We start from the raw sequence: 19044 nt of genomic DNA on the forward strand, positions 1-19044 counted from the left end.
ATTTTGCAACTATTTATTTACAATCATAATTATAATACTTATTATAGCATGATTACAATAAAATGTATTTACATAAAAAAAGCACCTCTATAAAGAGATGCTCTAAAATAAATGGCTTCAATTTTTAATCAAAGCCATTAAATAATTTTATTCCTAAATAATCCTGACAATCCTCTAAAACATACATAGGATCAGTATGTAAAGTATTAATGTCTAAATATCCATAGGTTGTTTGTCATTAGTAATAATAACAATAAAATCACTAAGATAGTTCCTATTGTTGCAATTATATTTATGAATTTTTGTGCCTTAACACTATTTTTAAATGCTTTTTCAATTCCTTTATATATCATTAATCCAATTATTCCGCCTAAAGTATTATTAATTATATCTGTAATATCAGAAGCCCCAACATTTAAAATAAATTGGAATACTTCACATATTAAACTAATTAAGAAAAACAAGAAAAGTTTTTTTCCAATACTCCATCTTTTAAATAAAATTCCTGCATATATACCAAGTGGTACAAAAATCACTACATTCATAATGATTTCACTAAAAGCAATTTTACCATTTAAGATTAAAGGTTCACTAAAAGGAATTAAGTTTATACTTCTCATATTTCTCAAAGAAGGTAATCGTACATTAAATTTAAATACTATAATCCAAAATAATGCAATCAAATAAATTATAAATAATACATTAGTTAACTTGTTTGTTTTATTATTATCTTTCATATTGTTCCTCCAATGTTTTGCAAATTCATGTTTAACCATAAGATTATATAAATAACTACTAGTTCGCATTTTTTATAATTATTCATTTACAATTACTTATTATAGCACATTATAACAAACTATATCAAAATACAAAAGCACCTCTATAAAGAAATGCTCTAAATATGGCTTATTATATTTTATAACTAAAAGTGAAAATACCTAACAACAATTTCATTATCTTTCATTGCAACAATAGAATAAATTGTATTTAACCTTTAACATATTTTCCATCTGTTTTTATCCACATTATAGCATATTTTCAAATACCGTACTGTTCAATTTTCTAATTACATATATGTTACGTCATTTAAGAAAAAAGTAACATAATTACAGCTGCTATTAGTTCTATAATTTTACTAATAATCTATTTTTACCCTAAAATACTTTTCAAGTGTGTCATCAATTTCTTCTTCATTTTTTAACTTGACTTTCTTTATTACTTTTGCATTTTCATAAAATTTTAAAGTGTTGCCTACAAGTGTAATATTAGATGTATCAGTAAAAATTGATATCTTTTTATAACCAGTAAAAAGCGATTGTTGATGTTTTTCACAGAAGAAAGAAGGCATGACATAATCAATGTCCAGTTGAGGTTCTTCTGTAAAACCATAAACTCTTTTCCAACTCTTACCTTGCTCCTTCTGCCAAAAAGTATGTCCATAAAAGTCATCATGCTCAAATATATATTCACTTCTCACCCACACATCACATATATAGATACCATCATTCGTTGTAACTTTAAGTATACGATGGCTTCGCATCTTAATAGTAGTCTCATCATTCGCAAAACGCCCTGCTAAATTTGTAACATTAAATCCAAGGCTTTTTAACAAATTACTATATAATCCGTTTAACTCAAAGCAATACCCGCCCCTATGGTTTAATATCATTTTTTGAATAAGTCTTCTGCATTAAGAGACAGCGGAACTTGATTTAAAATATCCAAGTTTTCATATGGAATATTTTTTAAGTGAACAATTTGTAATTTATAATTTTAGTTCAAAATCTCCTTTAATCCTGAATTTCTTTGCCATGAATGATGCTTATAATAGGAAATTATCTTTACATAAAGTGTTATAAATTTCATGCAACAATAATTTTACTGCTTTTACTACCTTTAAGACCTCCCTTGTGAGCTTTGCGAGGCATAGTTAAAGTTGTACTTTTTTTATGGTCGTCTTTAAAAAGTTCTCTAAAAAAGCCTCGTCAATTTCCCACAACATAGTGATGTACAATTCAAAAAAACTTGAAATATTATCTAATCTATTAAATATATTGGAATTTGTTAGCTTAGCATTATGCTCATTTTCTTTGTTGATTTTTTAGAATGATATAACTAAAAATCAAAGTAATGATATATACAACAATAAATACAGCAATGGCATAAATATCTGTAGGATAAGGAGAAATTACCTGTCTGCATAATAACGAAATCGCAATAGAAATTGGCATAAATAAACCAATGGCTAAATTAGCGAAGTTTATTACAAGTGGTATTTTTGATTGAGAATATATCTTTCCAATGAAGTAACCTACAATACCGACAATTTGTATAATCATTCCACCCCAAATAGCTTCAGCAGATTGCTCTTCATACCAACCGCCAAATGCGCAAAATAAACCGATTGCTAAAAATGCTACAGAAGATATTAATAAAATTTGTGCGGTAACATCATTTTTGTTCCCTTGAAGTGTAATTTTGCTTATGCTGATCTCTTGTTCATCTTTCAAAAGATAATCTGTTGTTACATCAAAAATATTGCTTATTTGTACAATTTTTTTCCATATCGGGATTTGATTCACCGAGCTCCCATTTTGAAATAGCTTGTCTTGATACATTAATTTGTGTAGCAAGTTGTTCTTGCGACATACATTTTGATTTTCTTAATAATTGTAGTTTTTCCCCAAATGTCATAAAGACCACCTCCTGTTTTCTTGCTTTTAGTTTAGCATTTTGCTCAGTTGCATTCTACCAAAGAGACCTTGAACTTTCGCAACTGCCAGTTGCAGGTCTTATTCAAAGCTATTTCCAGATAAGTATACTTGTCACGTCATTTAAGAAGATAATGAACTAACTAAACTCAAATTATGATTATTCTGTATGGTTGGTATCGTCATTACCTGAACATATTTCAATAAGGTTTCCTTCGGGGTCTGCAACATAGCAGATTCGCATACCATAAGATTCAGTAGTAGGCCTATAAATTGGTTTTGCTCCTGCATTTATAACACGTTCAAATTCCATGTCTACATCAGAATACTTAGGAACATCAAAACAAATCTCCATATTACCGTTTATGCCTTTACTCCAATGAAATACCTCAGGTATAGAATTTTCAAAACATAAGTTTAAAGATTATGATAAATTTAATGTTAAAAATTTTGCATTTCAGGATTTTGAGTGTCCTGCTAATTCATTTGACCTCATCTTTTCAGCATCAGCCTTTCACTAGATTCCTGAAGATATAGGATATACCAAAGTATTTGACATACTAAAAAGCGGTGGTATTTTTGCACGATTTGCTAATCACCCATACAAAGATAAGAAACGCAATAACATACATATTGCATTTGAAAATATATATGCAAAGTATAGCCTGATTCATTAGGTGGAGATGAATATAGTGAGGAAAATGCTAAAAATATAGCAAATATAGCTTACAAATATGGATTTATAGATGTAAGTTATAGACTCTATCATAGAACAAGAACTTTTACAGCTGACGAATATACATCATTATTGGGTACTTATTCAGACCACATTGCTATTGAAGAAACCACAAGAATGAAATTCTTTGATGAAATAAAAGAAACAATTAATGACAACAGTGGTATTATTACTATATACGATATAATAGATTTACAACTTGCAAGAAAACAATAACTTCCTGTTATGATAATAACAGGAAGTTAGCTAAATTCCAATTTATAGAATTAATTTACCCACTTTTGCTCTTAGAGGGGGTTTTGTCGAAAATGTTGGCTCTCTCCCTCAAAGAACATAATTTAATCTCTACTTCGCATATGCTAAAATTATTCATTTAAATCTATTTGTTAAACTGGAATATATATATTATATAATTATTATTAGTACCATACTATCCAATTTTCAAAGAACAATTTATATAAGGATGTATGGTTGTCCTACACACTAGGTCTGATATACTTGAATTACGACGTAAAATACCGTGCAACTCATTTCTGAACAATACGGTATTTTCATAAATTATTCGATTTTATTTTTAGTGAGCTATTTATATTTTTCACAGCTTTACATTTCAATTACTTCACTATATTGAATATCATTTTTATAATTATCAAGAGCTATTTTTCTAATATCAATAATTTCATTTGGAAGATCATCTATTTTAAACCATCTCAATTCTGAGCACTTATCTGGTTCTATGACTTTAGGTATACCATGATACTTATTAACGACAAAATAAATATCATAATAAGTTCTTCCTCCAGTATTGCTAACACGATGAGATAGATGAACAAAAGATAAATCTTTAATTTTCACATCAATCCCTAACTCTTCTGCACACTCTCTTACAACAGCCATTTTAGCCGTTTCACCTTCATCCACATGTCCACTTGCTGCTATATCCCACTTCCCGTCTTGATAACCAGTATTTTTTCTACGATGCAATAAAATTTGTATAGTATCATCCTTCGCTTGTAAAATAATTGGAAATATTGCTGAAAATGACTTAAAATGTTTTCCCATTTTTCACCTCTTCAAATTATTTATTAAAATTTATTTTTCTTATACTCGTCAATTCTTGATTTATTATCATAAGCAAGTAAATACTCATTATATTTAGAAGTATCATAGTTTTCTCCTAATTTTTCTTTTGCTTCATTTGCTGAAAGTCCTTGCCTTTGATTAAAAGTGGAACAGGGATATTTGTTACATTCTCCACAATGATTTAAATTTTCTTCTATAACGCATTTTCTTACAGGACAATTGGTATCAATAAGTTTTCGATTTTCTTTTTCACATCTACATCCATCACAATGTATATCTTCTGCTAAAATATCAAGTTCATAATAATCCTTCCATGCTTTTGAAAGTTCTTTTCGCTGATCATTTTCTTTTATATTTGGTTCAAATGCTTTGCATAAGTCGCAACAATATCCACATCTTGTTATATTCATGATAGTTACGCTCTCTTTCTATTTGGTTTTTTCTTTATAAATAATAATCTTTCTATATCTGCAATTAATGTGTTATTTATTACATCTAAATATAACCATTTCCCATCATGATACTGGCGAGTATTATCATAGAAATTATTAATATATTCAGAGAAGTCTTTCCTTGAAGTTTCAAACTTTTCTCGTTCATTCTTTCCCAATATAATTAAAACTTTCATACCTTTTTCTCTTGGATACAACGCACAAAATGTTTTTCCACTCTTACGATATTTTAATTCAAAAACACCTGTTTTCCCGCCATTATCCCATAGCATATCCATATCATAATTATCCTTAATGAAGTTATTGATAGAACACCAAGTTTTAAATACATCTTCTTCCATTAATTGATTCAATTCCTCTTCTGTTGGTACTTTTTCAAGCATAAGTATATCCCCCTTTTTATAAATTTGAATAATTGAAACTTATATAATCATCATTGTCTCCTATAGATAATTATGTATATTTATTACCTTGATAGGTTCACAATTCATTAATATTGTGTAATAAGTTTACTTTAGATTATGCTTATACCATACATAGTGAATTAATGTGAATTGCAAAATTCATCTAATGCAATGAGCAACATTTTATATCCGGTCTTATGCTGCCAAAATGATTTATTCTGATTCATTACTATATTTTTAAATTCATCATAACTTATGTATTTTACCGCCTGTACTTCTTCTTCCTGCACAGTGACCTCGTCAATATCAAAATTTGCCTTTAATACAAAAACATCATAAAATTCATTATCAAAAAAAGCTCCATTTTTTTCTATCATAGTTTCCTTGAACGTATAAAGATATTCTACAGAATTCATGAAAGGTGAAATATCCAGCCCTAATTCTTCCTTTGTTTCACGTATTAACGTACTTTCAATGCTTTCACTGCTCTCAATATGCCCACCGACTGATACATACCACAAATTAGCGCCTGCATCTTTGTCCGCACTACGTTGCTGAATTAATAGCTCATTTCGAGAATTTAGAATCCATAAGTGTATTACCCTATGGCATATCCCATTCTTATGAGCTTCGTTTCGCTCAATTATTGCACCTGTTTTTTCTCCATATTTGTTATATACATTAAAATATTCCATATATGCTCTCCTCAACATTACACCACATTTGACTTTCACCAAAAGATGCGCACTTAATTACAATTACGAGTTAATTATAGCATATATTGTAAACACCGTACTATTCAATTTTCAAAGAACATTTTTAAATTTTCACTTCGCAATATCTACAAATTACACACTAACATCACTTCAAATTATGATTATTCTACATGGTAAGTATCGTCATTACCTGAGCATATTTCAATAAGATTTCCTTCTGGATCTGCAACATAACAGATTCGCATACCATAAGATTCAGTAGTAGGTTTATAAACTGGCTTTGCTCCTGCATTTATAATACGTTGAAATTCTATATCTACATCAGAATAGTTAGGAACATCAAAACAAAGCTCCATATTGCCATTTATGCCTTTATTCCAATGGTATACCTCAGGTATAGATTTTTCAAAACCTTCTCTTATGCATAAAATAAAATGATGAATTTGTCCTTCCATTTCAATAGCTGTAAATCCACTGCCATCCCAATTTAAATTTAATCCCATTACATTTTCATAAAATTTAACCATGGTTTCCATGTTATTGACATATAATCCAATTGCTCCAAATCTCATTGTTATACCTCCGTTAATTCAAATAATCTTTTAGTTTACCATAAATTATAATTATTCACTTACATTTACAGTTTTATATACTTATTGTAGCATAAATACTATATAATGTATTTTTATATTTGTAAAAATTACTTCTATAAAGATATGCTCTAAGTAGCGTATGATCAATTTTTCATATTATTTAAGTCACAAAATAAAAAATACCGCATAATTCACTTCTGAATAATACGGTATTTAAAATGCTACTATCTTCTAGGGTTTTCAAAGGAAGGTGGTGTTGGGTTTGGAGCTTCATGGGAAGGTCCTGGAGTTGATAAATCAAAATATAACTTAGAATCTTCAGTAACTCCAAAATCCTTATTTGAACCACTCTTTTGAACTTTATTTAAAGCCTCTCTAAACAATGCGTTATGAGCTTCTTCTCTATTAAGTAAAAAATCTATTGTTGCTCTTACTTCTTTATCCTCTATCTGTCTATAGAGATATTCATAAACAACCTTTGCTCTTTGTTCAGATGCTATATTAGATAGTAAATCTGCAACTAAGTCTCCCGTAACAGTTACATAATCTGCTGTCCATGGAGCACCTGATGAGTTAATAAGTACAGGTGATAAACCACATTGTACATGTGTTTGAATTTCTCCATTACATACTTCAGTATTATTAACATCATGACCATTCAAAAGATTTATAGTCTGTGCAACCATTTCCATATGGCTAAGTTCCTCAGCTCCTATATCTAAGAATAAGTCCTTTATTTCAGGATCTTTTATTCTAAAGCTCTGAGAAATATACTGCATAGCTGCTTTTAACTCACCATTTCCTCCTCCTAGTTGTTCTTGCATTAGTACTGCATACTGAGGATTTGGTCTCTCTACTTTAACTTCATGCAACAATTGCTTTTTATGTTCAAACATTCTACTTCCTCCTAATAATATATTTTTATTAAATTTATTATTAGCAAAGTTTCAGTGTAATATTCTACACCTTTACCATAATATGGTATTAAAAATAATAATATTTGATTATATCTTTATTCATCATTGAAAGTATCTACTTTCGAACCCTAAACTACCTATAGAAATAGATGATTTATTAATTGGAAGGATGGTCAATGGCTTGAACATCTAATTCCTATGATTTCAATGATTTCGTTCTTCTTTCTCAAATTGGTCTTTGCCATTTAAAATGATATCAGCTAAAGCCTCTGCATTTTTATAATAATAAGTGAAACCTTCATCTCTTTCAAGAGATTCATCATTTAATTCTCTTTCAATAAATTCAATACATTCATTTAGCCGTGAAAGTGTCACATCCCAAAGAAACTGTTTGTAATCAGGTTTATATAACAATTTATTATATATGCTTTTTAGGAAAATCTCTCTATATTCATCTGTCATATAAAATGGAAAAGGAAAAAACTTCTCTGATCCGTGGGATATTAAACGCGCAATATCCAAAGAATAAGGCATAATACCTGCAAATGCCCAGTCTATTAAAACAATACCTTCATTGCTTTCTATTGCATTACACTGCAAGAAATCCCCATTACATAAGGTGCGTGGACATACTAACTGTCTATCTAAAAAAACATCATATGCAGAAAATAGTTTCTGCTCATTTATAAGACATTTTGACCTTTTATTTATTCTTGTCCAATATCTTTCAAATCGGTTGTCCAACTCATTATCTTTAAAGTCATTTTCCTGCCAGTACATATTAAAAATACGAGAAAGACTATCAGCACATCCATAGGCCATGTCTTCATTAAACATTCGTAAATCCGTTCCAGCAATATATTCAATTAATATCCACCTCACGTTGTTAAAATAAGCCCACCCCTCAAGTTTTGGCACAGGTAGATTTTTATTCTCAAGAAATTTTTCATAAACTTCCACCTCATATTTATCTGTCTTTTTCAAAATATATGTCTTATCATCTGATATTATTTTATAGACATTATATGTCCTGTCAACACCTTCTCCGTTATCGTGAAAACGTTCAATATAAATTTGCTGTGAAAGTGTTACATTAATTGCATGAAGAACACTCTTCAACATATATATATGGTTTATGTCTCTTATTTTTTCTGTATATACCCCTTTCATTGGATACCCCCCTTTTGTATGGTGAACAATTTCTTACAATAGACATTTATATTTATTTTACCTAGTTATTTACGATTTTTGTTACAATTTTATTTAATCTATACAACAAATATTATCAGTAATTATTCATTAATAAGGCCTTTTTCTTCCATGAATTGAATCTATAAAACCTAAACTACCTATAGAAATAGATGATTTATTCATTTGAATAATGGTCAATGGCTTGAATAGCAAACTCCAATGATTTAATCCTTCTTTCTAAAAGCGTTCTTTGAGGACTTCCAACCTTAGACTTAGCATAAACTCTTTCAATTGATGGGAGTAAACCAGTAAGAATATTTCCAGCTTCAACTAATTCTTTCTCATTGTAATGGTGGGGTATTTGATTCCAAACTTTCTCTAGCATTGCCAACCCAATGTGAAGAGCTTTAAGCCGTTTTTTTATTAATGTAGTATTTGAACCTTTTTCTGTCATCTGAGCCAAGGCCTTTTCGGATTTACTGATAGTTGACTGGAAGGATTTTATTGATTCCAATTTACATTCATCTGATATATTTTCCATGTTAGTGCTCTCCTTTTTTCGTCTATTAATTATTTTGATTCACGAGGTTAAACCATATTTGGTAATTTTCATAATATGTATTTATATTTGATTATATTAGCTAATATATTTAAAATACGGCTTAACTACCTCTTATTTATACTTCATAATCTTAGTATTTACTCATAATCTGCAAATATCAGCTAAAGCATTAGTAAATAGTTTCGGTTGATCAAGCATCATAAAGTGACCAGCTTCTTTTATAATAAACATTTTTTTGTTTGGTGCATTAATTGAATCAAAATAACGACTTGCTATTGTATGCGGGGCTTGAAAATCTCTGTCCCCAAGAATATAAAAAACAGGTATTTCATAATCACGACTTTCTTCATATAAACTATGTGAAAATAAAAAATCCCAAAGTTTTTTATTACTACTCATCCCTTTAAATAAACTCACAATATCTGACAACCTGAAAATTGGGCTTTTAAGTAATGTTTTTATTATAGGAATAAAATTCATTCCAACCTTATACTTTCCTTGCAATATTCTAATTCTTTGTAATTTCTTTATCATAGGTTTTTCGTAATTTTTTTCAGGATAAACCCCTATTTTTTCAAGGCTGTCTAAATCCTTTTTATTGCCCACTTTTATTATTAATTCCCTTACTTTTTCGTAACCAATCTTTTCATTCTCCACTATATCTATTACTTGTCCTGCACCGATGTAGTATAATACCTCTTGAGGATATTTCAGCACAAATAATGTTCCCAGTACACTTCCCCAAGAATGACCTAAAATAACAATCTTCTCCTTGTTATATTTCTTTTTCAAATAATTAACTATTTCAAATAAATCATCTATTAATTCTTCACAAGAAGGATAGTTACTATTTCTTTTCGATTTGGTTAATGTTTTTCCTGCACCTCTTTGATCCCAATGAACAATGTTAAAAAAACTTGATAATTCTTTTTGAAAAGCATATGCGAATGTTGACTCTGGCATTCCTGGACCACCATGTAAAAACAAAAGTACAGGAAGTTCAGCACTGATGGTGTGGTGTAACAAGTATTGTTCTATTCCATTGATTTTGATATATTCTGAAGAATAATCGTTTTGTTTTTTCATAACTTACACCTCCTCTATAAAAATAATCTCTATTTCTGAACATACTGGTATTTCAACATTATTACTTATAGTTGTACAAATTTTATTTTACTACCTCACCATTATATCCACCAGTAATTTCAATAATGTTATCATCAGGGTCTTTTAATTGAAAATAATAATATGGTGTTCTGGAATAAAAATATTTTATATTAGTAATCTTCGTTGATATATTTAAACTTATAATCCTATCGTATTCCTTTTGCAAATCTTCAATCCAAAAATTTAAAACAAACTTATTTTTATTAGGTGCACTTGTTACACCAGTAAAATCAAATTCTTTATTATATTTGCCTATACTTATTATCTTATCAGGATTTTCTTCATCGAAGTGTGGATTAAGCATAGATATGTTGTGTCCTTCAAAGTGAAATTCTGCAAACCTATTTTGATTTCTACAACTTACTTCTATATCAAGCAATTTACTGTAGAAATCTATAGATTTATTAATATCTGCTACAACAAGATAAATGGAACCTAAATGTAACATAAAAAAATCCTCCTCTACTTCTTTTTCCAACGTTTCAAATTTGGCATATACTTCATCATTTTAGCTCGTGCAGTTTCTGCATCTGGACAATCGTCGCTTATTATAAACGGAATACAGCTTTCAATCATTTCTTCCAAAGTTTCATCTTTTATAAATCTACCATTAGAAAAACAATAACAGCAATAGTCTTCATTACTTGAACTATCTGAATTTTTTCCAAGCTCCTTCTCATCTTCTAAAGACATACCACAACTTTGACATATTTTTTTCTCCATAGTTAATCTCTCCTATCAATATTTAAATTGTTAATTCTGTCTTATTATACCATTTTAAAATTGACACCTGTATGTCAACTTTAAAAATAATTTTCATAAGCTTCTTTAAATCTATTTGCAACTTCACTTTTTAATGATTCAGGAGAAATAACTTTAGCATGATTCCCAAATGACATAATCATCCCATAAAGCCACTCATCTTTAGGATAATTCAATGATACAGTAAAAGTTCCATCCTCATTAGATTTTATTTCATGTTCTTCAAAATAATCAAATACTTGATATGCCATACATCTATCTATTTTCATAGAAAACGAAATTTTATTTTGCGGAGAATCTATATATTTATCAATTTCTTCTTTATCCTCTATGTTAAGCTCCTTCTTTTTAAAAGACTCATCAAGACATTCAACTCTTTTCATTCTTGACAATTTAAATACTCTAATAGCCTGTTTTTCTTGACAGTACCCTCTTAAATACCATGCATGTCCTTTAAACCAAAGTTGTATTGGCTCCACTTTACGAGTTGAAATATCTCCAATTCTACCATAATAATCAAATTTTAAAACACGTTTTTTCACTATTGCAAATTTTACTCTTTGAAATAATTCTTGATGTTGATTACTCCAATCAGAAAAATCTATCGAAATCCAATTTGGATTTTTTATTTGAAATAGCCCAGATAATTTAACTAATAAATCATTAATAGTGCCTTTTTCTACCTTTTGTATACTTTGAATGGCTGCTAAAATTTGAATCTGTTCATCTTCAGATACAATACTTTTTTCAAAAACAAAATTATCAAGTATTGCAATTCCTCCATACTTTCCTTTTTTAGCGTATATAGGAATTCCAGCCATACTTAACGTTTCCACATCACGATAAATAGTTCGTACAGATACTTCAAAATGTTCTGCTAATTCACTAGCTTTTATACATTTTTTTTCTGATAGCAAATACATTATTTCAAATAATCGCTTCAATCAATCTCCCCCCAAAATGGTGTACAACTAATCAATTATCAACATTAAATCCTCTCCTGCAGGATATCTATATTGTACATAAATTGAATAAAACTTACCACAATAGAATTATATGGTAAGCTTTGTATAAGGTATCTTCTCTATATATTTTGTCATAACAAAAATATTTTAACCGTGATTATAAGCTATATGTTCTGAACCGAAAAACTTAGGATTCTCACTACTTATCATTTCAAAAATATTATCATTTAAAAAACTAGGTAATAAATATATTTCCTTTAAATTATTTATATCAATCCATTCACTTTTAAGTTGCATATCATCTATTTCTGTAGGATTAATAGTTTTGTCATTTTTTAATTTACATATAAAAATATGGTACATTTTATGAATATATTCAGGATATAACTCTCGTATTTTAGGGCTATCACATATTTCTTCATATAAAGCAGAAAATCTTATTGGTACAACATTGTATCCTGTTTCTTCAAGACATTCTCTTATAACAGCCTCATGTAAAGTTTCATATATATCTTGTCCTCCACCTGGCAATGAATAATAATTCCCATTATTCTCATCAAAGCACTTGTTTAATAAAATTTTATTGTTATCTATAATAATTGCTTTTGCTGCACTTCTAATGCTCATTTTTACCTCCATAAAAAAACTAACTGGTTGTTAAAATACTCTTTGTCTGACACTTAAAAAGAACTTCATCTTTTCATTTTAATATCTCGCATGACTTATAAGCAATATAAGAAAAATACGAATTACTTAATTTTAGATTATGCTGAAGATCTATTCATCATCATTAAAAAACAATGCTAAATTCTTTGAACTTTCCATTGCTTTCATATCATCTTTAGATGATATATTATTTGTATTATGGCTATAAATAATTGGTGCAATATCCCTAGAGTTCATATGATGTAAAATTGTACATGCTGTAGTGTAGGCATCTTCAATACGTCCATCCCCACCTCCAACAATTATAACTCCACCTTTTTTTTCTTTATTAATAGGTTTTATATTTTGAAAATGTCTTGCACAAAAATATGTTTGTAACCTGCTTGTAATAGCCAGTAACTGACCTGTTAATTGAGAAAAGTAAAGTGGTGATGCAATTAATATGTTGTCACATTCTTGAATATATTTATAAACTTCTTGCATCTCATCGTTTATACAGCAGCCATCATTTTGCCAACAGTATCTACAATCAATACAAGGATGAATATGGCAATCATATGCATCTACTATTTTATATTCACCATCTAAATATTTAATAAACTCGTTTATCAAAGCCATAGTATCACCATTTTTTCTAGGTGTGCCACTAAAAATAAGAGTTTTCATTAATCAATACTCCTCGTATAATAAGTTTATAGTCAGTTAAATGACTGCTATAAACTTATTTATTTTTATATTTTAGTATAGATAAGAATGTGTCTGTGTTTTTCTGTGGGGATTCTCCTGCAATTATTCATTTGTAAATTCAATCTACTAACTTATTGATAAACAATTTCATGTCGCTTTCAAAAATAGATAACCCCTGAAACCCGCATGAACACAACAACTAGTTTTATAGTTAAATATATCCATAGTTAAATATATCCATAGTTAAATAGGTTCATATTTTTATATTTAAATAGTTCTCTATATCCATTTTTACCTATATAAATAGGTAAATATACACCTATTTATATTTAAAACTAGGCAAGGATATTTTTTTCATTTTAATATCTCACATGACTTATAATCAATATAAGAATATTGTGTATTAATATAACTTCTGATTATGATTATTTTGCGAGTGTTAGAGGATACTTATTCATTGATGTATATTTTGATACTCGAAATCCGAGATTTTCATATAATGGTTTCCCTTTTTCAGTCGCCATTAAATCAACTGCGGCAACGCCTAATAGCTTTGCTTCCGATAAAAGTTCTGTCATAACTTTAGTTGCAATGCCTTTTCCTCTATATTGAGGGTATGTAAAAACATTGTATACCGTACCTACAAGATATGATGAAAACGCTATTATCGGAGGTCTTTCCACGATTGACATAAATGCAGTTGCTAATACTTCATTTTCATTCTCGGCAATGATAGCAATAAATCCCTTGTTAAGGTGTTGAGTAAAATATTCTTCTAACTTCATTCTAATATCTTGCACCTCTTCCGAAGAATACACACCTTTTTCTGCAAACAGGTAATCCATACGAATATTTATGAGGAGGTCAATATCCTCTTTAACCATTTTTCTTACTTTCATGTTTTGCACCACCTTATATTTATAATCTTCAGTTCGTACTTTCCTTTGAATTGCTACATAAAAAATATCGCATATCCTCGTTGAGTAATACGGTATTCACATAGATTATTCTATTTATGCTTAGTCGTTAAATGAGAAAAATACGAACAAGCTAACCGATAAATTGGAATTTGTCAGCTTAATATATTGCTTATTTTGAAAAGTACTACTTTAACTGCTTCCTCATAACAAGCCCTTGTTCAGTCTCAAAAGACACATTAAATCCACTTTTTTTATACATCTCAAAATGGCCGCCAAAATCTGATGACTGATAACTAGATTCTTTGTATGGGTATGCCTCCACAAAGTCAAATCCATCCTGGACCGCATCCTTACACACACGCTCCAATAGCAGTGTGGCAATGCCTTTTCTTTTCATCTCCGGAGCAATCACGAAACAAAATATGGATTTCACCTTTATGCCCGTGTTGGATTGTCCTAAAGGTACATAATCCATAAATCTTCGCCAACTAGCGCATTTCAAACAATCTGATTTCGTATTTGCGTTGCACCATCCAACGACTGTATCACCACTATAAACAAGATAACCTTGAATGTTATTGCCTTTAACATATTGTAAGGCACATTCTCTTCTTTTCGCTACTGTTGAAAGATCTTTGCCCTCATAATCATCGTTACACCAACACACACAATAACATTTATGCTCGTCCACATTGTTATCGTGTGGCGTAGTGTCAAAAAAATGCACGTAATCTTCTGCAAGCTCTGGTATTAACTTGCGTATCTCAATATCCATTCATTTACCTCCAGTAATATAAATAACTTACAATTCAAATTCCTGTTTATCTGTTTGTTAAATAGGTATCACTACTTCGCAATATCTACAAAATACGAATTAAAACACAGTAAAATTCACTTCTGAATTAATACGATATCCTGGTTCCTTGACTTTATTTTCTCTCTACAATTTCACCACTACTTTTCAAAATACTATTCTCTGGAATATAACCTCTTACAGAACTTAATGGATAAACAATACTATCTTTTCCTATTATTGTCCCTGGGTTTAAAACTGAGTTACATCCTACTTCAGCTGAATCGCCTAGAATTGCACCAAATTTCCTTAAACCAGTTTCAACAATATCTGTACCATATTTTACTTTTACTAATGTTCCATCAGATTTTAAATTGGAGGTTATTGCACCTGCCCCCAAATGGGCTTTATACCCTAATATTGAATCACCAACATAATTGTAATGGGGAACTTGCACTTTATTAAAGAGGATTGAATTTTTAATTTCAGTTGAGTTTCCAATTACAACATCATTACCAATAATAACATTGTCTCTAATGTAAGCAGAATGCCTGATTTCGCAATTGTAACCGATAATCGCTGGACCGTTTATAAGAACACTTTTTTCTATAGTAGTGCCTTTGCCAACCCATACAAATTCCTTTATTCTTTCAAAATCGCTTGGCAGATTTTTTGCGTATTCAAAAATGAAATCCTTAATTTCTGTAAGAGCTTCCCAAGGATACTTAACTCCTTCAAATATGGCTCTTGCATCTAATTCTTCAATGTTTAATAGTTCGTTTACAGAAACTTTCATTATAATCCTCCTCTGATTTATTTCGTCATATCCTACAATTATTCATTTGTAAATTCAACCTACTAACTCATTGATAAACAATTTCATGTCGCTTTCAAAAATAAGTAAACCCTGAAACCCGCATGGCGACAACAACTAGTTTAATAGTTAAATATATCCATAGTTAAATAGGTAAGTATATACCTATTTATATTTAAAACTAGGCAAGGATATTTTTTTCATTTTAATATCTCACATGACTTATAACTAATATAAAAATATTGTAACCAGATTATAAAAATACAAAAATATATTACAGTTTTTTAACCATTATTATGAATTCCGTATATCCATCAGAAGTCTCCAATACATTTCTTTCAGTTTCTTTAAAACCTAACTTTTTATATATCTTTATTGCTCTTTCATTGAAGGATGCTACCATTAGCTTAACATTATTTCCTTTATAGTTTAGTCTTTTAATACCAAACTCAATGCATGCTCTGGTAAATTCTTTGCCCAAGCCTTGTCCCGTTAACTCAGGTTTGATCCCTAACCCTATGGTCATTTGTCCATCCTCTAACCAGTGGCAATAAAATCCTATCATATATTCTCCATTAAAACAGGCAAAATATCTTACCTCGCTATCTGGTGCTAAAAATTCCTTTAAACCATCTTCTGATGGCATATCATAAAATGAATAAATTCCATCATAGTGCCACTTGTTAACTTCACGTATATGTTCTATTTTAAATTCCTTAAATTCTAAATTCATTTTTTATCCCCCCATTTTGGTAAAGCATATTTATTATTAAATATTATAAAATCATTAATTTCACCTCTTAATTATAAAAAGACTATGGGATATTACTCTCCCCTCAGTACTTGTATTTATAAGATAATCATACTTATAATTTTTTACAGTAGTTATTTATATTAAATTTTATTACCTAATCTATTAAGATTACGATTTTAAATATTATGTTTATTGCTTTACATTATTTGTTTCTATTTACTGACGCTTCAACTATTCTTTTGTTAATAGAATAATTACATCCAAAATTAGAATCATCAAACAATTCTATTCTCGATAGTAAATCAATATCTTTTATATTACTCCAGTTAATTTCGCTGCTTAATTCTTTTAATATTATTTCTGAATCAAAACCAAGATAACCCCTACTATAATAGTTTATAATTTTAGGTTCTACATAACTTGTTAAGCCTATAGAATTATGTTTCTCTATTATCTTAATGTATAAGTTACATAAAGCTGCTTCCCGTTCTTTTCTTTCAGGTGAAGCTATCGCCGTCTCTATTAAATCAGATATAGCACTCGATATTTCAAGCCTTTTGAAAGCAACTCCGAACCACTTGCTATAGGGATAATATTTTTTTTCATAATAAAAACATATCTTCATTAGCTTATTTATTATTCTATTCGTAATAATACTTTCACCTATTCTATCATCCTTTTCTGCACATCTACCTATAAAAGCTTGTTCCTCATTAATTGATTTCCATAGTATAAATAAACGTAAGAGCAAAACATTCCTTGGGAAAAATTGAATAGCTTGTCTTGCTTTAGTTAAATCTCCAATTCCATCATAAAATACTTCTCCACTTGTTAGTTCTAGTAGATGCTGTATTGGGAAGGATATCCAGTCCTTAAAATCTATTTCTCTATGTTGATTAACAACTATATCATTGTTAAAAAAAGAATTTACCGTATTTATTTCTACAAAATGGTTAATAGGATATGTATTCTTATATTGCATATAACTATTATTAGTCCATCCTTCGACAGCCTTGTAGTTAGTTGGAAACCCCTTATATTCAAAGGGTAGGTTATATTTGAAGAGGGTATCTAACTTAGTTTTTACATCATTAAAGTTTTCTTCCTCTAAAAAAATTTGTAATCTGGGCCCCCAAACATGGTCAGTGGATTTATAGTCATCAAACCCCAATACATCTGAGCAATGTCCAACGAGCGCTGCTGCATATCGAAGATCCGGATATTGCTTATCTATTAGTGGTTTTATAATATCAAAGTAAAATCCTTTATTTAATTTTAATCCTGGAATAAATTCATTCTCACTTTTACATACAAAGATATCACTCATATTCCTACTCCTTTTATCAATTAGTGAATAATATCTTACAATTATTCATATACAATCATAATTATAATACTTATTATAGAACAATTACAATAAAATGTTTTAAAATACAAAAAGCACCTCTATAAAGAGATGCTCTAGTCAGTGTATGAATAACGTTTATTATAATTTGAGTTATTAAATAAAAAATACTGTCGTGATATATTAACCTTCTTTATAATTATTATGATATTCTCGATCCAGCATACTAAAATAGAATTGGTCGACCCACTTACCTCCACATAGATACTCTTCCCTAAATACACCCTGCTTTGACATACCTGCTTTTTCCATTATTGATGCAGATTTTTTATTTTCGCAATGGCACATACCTAATACCTTATGAGCTTTCAATTCATTAAATGCAAAGGATAGCAAAATCTGTACACTCTCTAAACAATAACCATTACCTTGAAACTCAGGCAGCATAACATATCCAATTTCCCAGCTCTTACGTGAAGTAATACATTCCCATATATAAACTACTCCCATCTGTACCCCATCTGAACTGCGTTTAACTATAAAATCAAAAACATCATTTTCTTCAATTCGCTTAATAAACTTCTTTCGAATACGATTTTTGTCAGTCTCAACATGTTCCTCATAACACCATAATTCTTCATCACTTTCTTCATTACATATAAACTCCATATATTCTTCAGTTACAGGTACAAGTTCTATAGATTTTCCTTTTAATAGATGATGTAATTGTTTTTCTATATTTATATTTTCCATTCTTATCCCCCACTTTTTCATTTTCCCCTGCTAATCTAATTTCATATAATATT

At 29.4% G+C, this 19044-nt stretch carries 25 protein-coding genes and 1 pseudogene; 1 reads left to right on the forward strand and 25 read right to left on the reverse strand.

The features are described 5' to 3' along the window. Positions 1-206 precede the first annotated feature (206 nt). The 5 genes and pseudogenes from B2S02_RS01915 to B2S02_RS01935 all read right to left on the reverse strand — a co-directional run bounded on the left by B2S02_RS01915 (position 207) and on the right by B2S02_RS01935 (position 3066). A complete protein-coding gene (locus B2S02_RS01915) occupies positions 207-737 on the reverse strand; it encodes a VanZ family protein (RefSeq protein WP_346876749.1) in 531 nt (176 codons plus the stop codon). A 398-nt stretch (positions 738-1135) separates the two neighbouring features. Then, a pseudogene (locus tag B2S02_RS01920) lies at positions 1136-1725 on the reverse strand (arylamine N-acetyltransferase family protein). Positions 1726-2081: 356 nt separating this feature from the next. Beyond that, the gene (locus B2S02_RS01925; protein WP_346878861.1) at positions 2082-2510 is read right to left on the reverse strand and encodes a hypothetical protein; all 429 of its coding nucleotides are present in this window, start codon (positions 2508-2510) and stop codon (positions 2082-2084) included. 19 nt (positions 2511-2529) lie between these two features. After that, complete coding sequence (locus tag B2S02_RS01930; protein WP_346876751.1) at positions 2530-2694, reverse strand: helix-turn-helix transcriptional regulator; 165 nt, start codon at positions 2692-2694, stop codon at positions 2530-2532. Positions 2695-2871: 177 nt separating this feature from the next. Next, the gene (locus B2S02_RS01935; protein WP_346878862.1) at positions 2872-3066 is read right to left on the reverse strand and encodes a VOC family protein; all 195 of its coding nucleotides are present in this window, start codon (positions 3064-3066) and stop codon (positions 2872-2874) included. Positions 3067-3519: 453 nt separating this feature from the next. On the opposite strand from B2S02_RS01935, the gene B2S02_RS01940 reads away from it, so the two are divergent. Continuing rightward, positions 3520-3663: a hypothetical protein gene (locus tag B2S02_RS01940; protein ID WP_346876753.1), complete on the forward strand. Its 144-nt coding sequence runs from the start codon at positions 3520-3522 to the stop codon at positions 3661-3663. Positions 3664-4050: 387 nt separating this feature from the next. Here the strand turns inward: B2S02_RS01940 and B2S02_RS01945 are convergent, their stop codons facing one another. The 20 genes from B2S02_RS01945 to B2S02_RS02040 form a co-directional block, all read right to left on the reverse strand. Then, entirely contained in the window at positions 4051-4509 is a 459-nt protein-coding gene (locus B2S02_RS01945) for an NUDIX hydrolase (protein WP_346878863.1), read from the reverse strand. 23 nt (positions 4510-4532) lie between these two features. Beyond that, complete coding sequence (locus B2S02_RS01950; RefSeq protein WP_346920183.1) at positions 4533-4940, reverse strand: DUF3795 domain-containing protein; 408 nt, start codon at positions 4938-4940, stop codon at positions 4533-4535. A gap of 5 nt (positions 4941-4945) precedes the next feature. Beyond that, positions 4946-5365 carry a DUF3788 domain-containing protein gene (locus B2S02_RS01955; RefSeq protein WP_346878865.1) on the reverse strand — a complete coding sequence of 140 codons (420 nt, stop codon included), beginning with the start codon at positions 5363-5365 and terminating at the stop codon, positions 4946-4948. Positions 5366-5526: 161 nt separating this feature from the next. Then, complete coding sequence (locus B2S02_RS01960) at positions 5527-6099, reverse strand: NUDIX hydrolase (protein ID WP_346920184.1); 573 nt, start codon at positions 6097-6099, stop codon at positions 5527-5529. A 164-nt stretch (positions 6100-6263) separates the two neighbouring features. Further along, entirely contained in the window at positions 6264-6674 is a 411-nt protein-coding gene (locus B2S02_RS01965; RefSeq protein ID WP_346878867.1) for a VOC family protein, read from the reverse strand. A gap of 245 nt (positions 6675-6919) precedes the next feature. Continuing rightward, complete coding sequence (locus B2S02_RS01970) at positions 6920-7591, reverse strand: manganese catalase family protein (protein WP_346846838.1); 672 nt, start codon at positions 7589-7591, stop codon at positions 6920-6922. A gap of 225 nt (positions 7592-7816) precedes the next feature. Continuing rightward, on the reverse strand, positions 7817-8782 hold the full coding sequence (locus B2S02_RS01975) for a phosphotransferase (RefSeq protein WP_346876759.1): 966 nt from the start codon (positions 8780-8782) through the stop codon (positions 7817-7819). Positions 8783-8978: 196 nt separating this feature from the next. Next, the gene (locus B2S02_RS01980) at positions 8979-9344 is read right to left on the reverse strand and encodes a hypothetical protein (RefSeq protein WP_346876760.1); all 366 of its coding nucleotides are present in this window, start codon (positions 9342-9344) and stop codon (positions 8979-8981) included. A gap of 162 nt (positions 9345-9506) precedes the next feature. Beyond that, positions 9507-10451: an alpha/beta hydrolase gene (locus tag B2S02_RS01985; RefSeq protein WP_346876761.1), complete on the reverse strand. Its 945-nt coding sequence runs from the start codon at positions 10449-10451 to the stop codon at positions 9507-9509. An 82-nt stretch (positions 10452-10533) separates the two neighbouring features. Then, positions 10534-10980, reverse strand: a complete 447-nt coding sequence (locus B2S02_RS01990; protein WP_346876762.1) for a VOC family protein — start codon at positions 10978-10980, stop codon at positions 10534-10536. Between the two features lie 14 nt (positions 10981-10994). Beyond that, entirely contained in the window at positions 10995-11255 is a 261-nt protein-coding gene (locus B2S02_RS01995; RefSeq protein WP_346878870.1) for a zinc ribbon domain-containing protein, read from the reverse strand. 80 nt (positions 11256-11335) lie between these two features. Beyond that, positions 11336-12238, reverse strand: a complete 903-nt coding sequence (locus tag B2S02_RS02000) for a YafY family protein (protein ID WP_346920185.1) — start codon at positions 12236-12238, stop codon at positions 11336-11338. 168 nt (positions 12239-12406) lie between these two features. After that, positions 12407-12886 carry an NUDIX domain-containing protein gene (locus B2S02_RS02005; protein ID WP_346876765.1) on the reverse strand — a complete coding sequence of 160 codons (480 nt, stop codon included), beginning with the start codon at positions 12884-12886 and terminating at the stop codon, positions 12407-12409. 150 nt (positions 12887-13036) lie between these two features. Beyond that, on the reverse strand, positions 13037-13591 hold the full coding sequence (locus tag B2S02_RS02010; protein ID WP_346876766.1) for a flavodoxin family protein: 555 nt from the start codon (positions 13589-13591) through the stop codon (positions 13037-13039). A gap of 446 nt (positions 13592-14037) precedes the next feature. Further along, positions 14038-14511 carry a GNAT family N-acetyltransferase gene (locus B2S02_RS02015; protein WP_346920186.1) on the reverse strand — a complete coding sequence of 158 codons (474 nt, stop codon included), beginning with the start codon at positions 14509-14511 and terminating at the stop codon, positions 14038-14040. A 205-nt stretch (positions 14512-14716) separates the two neighbouring features. Next, a complete protein-coding gene (locus tag B2S02_RS02020) occupies positions 14717-15307 on the reverse strand; it encodes a GNAT family N-acetyltransferase (RefSeq protein WP_346878875.1) in 591 nt (196 codons plus the stop codon). A 154-nt stretch (positions 15308-15461) separates the two neighbouring features. Further along, positions 15462-16121, reverse strand: coding sequence for a UDP-N-acetylglucosamine pyrophosphorylase (locus B2S02_RS02025; protein WP_346878876.1), 660 nt, complete (start codon positions 16119-16121; stop codon positions 15462-15464). A gap of 292 nt (positions 16122-16413) precedes the next feature. Next, entirely contained in the window at positions 16414-16872 is a 459-nt protein-coding gene (locus B2S02_RS02030) for a GNAT family N-acetyltransferase (protein ID WP_346878877.1), read from the reverse strand. Between the two features lie 223 nt (positions 16873-17095). Next, positions 17096-18220, reverse strand: coding sequence for a DUF4037 domain-containing protein (locus tag B2S02_RS02035; RefSeq protein WP_346878878.1), 1125 nt, complete (start codon positions 18218-18220; stop codon positions 17096-17098). Positions 18221-18421: 201 nt separating this feature from the next. Beyond that, positions 18422-18991 carry a GNAT family protein gene (locus B2S02_RS02040; protein ID WP_346876777.1) on the reverse strand — a complete coding sequence of 190 codons (570 nt, stop codon included), beginning with the start codon at positions 18989-18991 and terminating at the stop codon, positions 18422-18424. Between the last annotated feature and the right edge of the window lie 53 nt (positions 18992-19044).

The organism is Clostridium sp. UBA7339 (genome assembly GCF_002470865.1).
In the GTDB taxonomy this organism is placed as follows: domain Bacteria; phylum Bacillota; class Clostridia; order Clostridiales; family Clostridiaceae; genus Clostridium_J; species Clostridium_J sulfidigenes.

Coding starts and splice junctions, on each gene's coding strand:
- B2S02_RS02010 (WP_346876766.1), bottom strand. CDS start 13,591: ATGAAAACTCTTATTTTTAGTGGCACACCTAGAAAAAATGGTGATACT.
- B2S02_RS01965 (WP_346878867.1), bottom strand. CDS start 6,674: ATGAGATTTGGAGCAATTGGATTATATGTCAATAACATGGAAACCATG.
- B2S02_RS01960 (WP_346920184.1), bottom strand. CDS start 6,099: ATGTTGAGGAGAGCATATATGGAATATTTTAATGTATATAACAAATAT.
- B2S02_RS01950 (WP_346920183.1), bottom strand. CDS start 4,940: ATGAATATAACAAGATGTGGATATTGTTGCGACTTATGCAAAGCATTT.
- B2S02_RS02020 (WP_346878875.1), bottom strand. CDS start 15,307: ATGGATATTGAGATACGCAAGTTAATACCAGAGCTTGCAGAAGATTAC.
- B2S02_RS01915 (WP_346876749.1), bottom strand. CDS start 737: ATGAAAGATAATAATAAAACAAACAAGTTAACTAATGTATTATTTATA.
- B2S02_RS01990 (WP_346876762.1), bottom strand. CDS start 10,980: ATGTTACATTTAGGTTCCATTTATCTTGTTGTAGCAGATATTAATAAA.
- B2S02_RS01975 (WP_346876759.1), bottom strand. CDS start 8,782: ATGAAAGGGGTATATACAGAAAAAATAAGAGACATAAACCATATATAT.
- B2S02_RS01935 (WP_346878862.1), bottom strand. CDS start 3,066: ATGGAGATTTGTTTTGATGTTCCTAAGTATTCTGATGTAGACATGGAA.
- B2S02_RS02030 (WP_346878877.1), bottom strand. CDS start 16,872: ATGAATTTAGAATTTAAGGAATTTAAAATAGAACATATACGTGAAGTT.
- B2S02_RS02035 (WP_346878878.1), bottom strand. CDS start 18,220: ATGAGTGATATCTTTGTATGTAAAAGTGAGAATGAATTTATTCCAGGA.
- B2S02_RS01955 (WP_346878865.1), bottom strand. CDS start 5,365: ATGCTTGAAAAAGTACCAACAGAAGAGGAATTGAATCAATTAATGGAA.
- B2S02_RS02015 (WP_346920186.1), bottom strand. CDS start 14,511: ATGAAAGTAAGAAAAATGGTTAAAGAGGATATTGACCTCCTCATAAAT.
- B2S02_RS02040 (WP_346876777.1), bottom strand. CDS start 18,991: ATGGAAAATATAAATATAGAAAAACAATTACATCATCTATTAAAAGGA.
- B2S02_RS01930 (WP_346876751.1), bottom strand. CDS start 2,694: ATGACATTTGGGGAAAAACTACAATTATTAAGAAAATCAAAATGTATG.
- B2S02_RS01980 (WP_346876760.1), bottom strand. CDS start 9,344: ATGGAAAATATATCAGATGAATGTAAATTGGAATCAATAAAATCCTTC.
- B2S02_RS01945 (WP_346878863.1), bottom strand. CDS start 4,509: ATGGGAAAACATTTTAAGTCATTTTCAGCAATATTTCCAATTATTTTA.
- B2S02_RS01995 (WP_346878870.1), bottom strand. CDS start 11,255: ATGGAGAAAAAAATATGTCAAAGTTGTGGTATGTCTTTAGAAGATGAG.
- B2S02_RS02025 (WP_346878876.1), bottom strand. CDS start 16,121: ATGAAAGTTTCTGTAAACGAACTATTAAACATTGAAGAATTAGATGCA.
- B2S02_RS02005 (WP_346876765.1), bottom strand. CDS start 12,886: ATGAGCATTAGAAGTGCAGCAAAAGCAATTATTATAGATAACAATAAA.
- B2S02_RS01970 (WP_346846838.1), bottom strand. CDS start 7,591: ATGTTTGAACATAAAAAGCAATTGTTGCATGAAGTTAAAGTAGAGAGA.
- B2S02_RS01985 (WP_346876761.1), bottom strand. CDS start 10,451: ATGAAAAAACAAAACGATTATTCTTCAGAATATATCAAAATCAATGGA.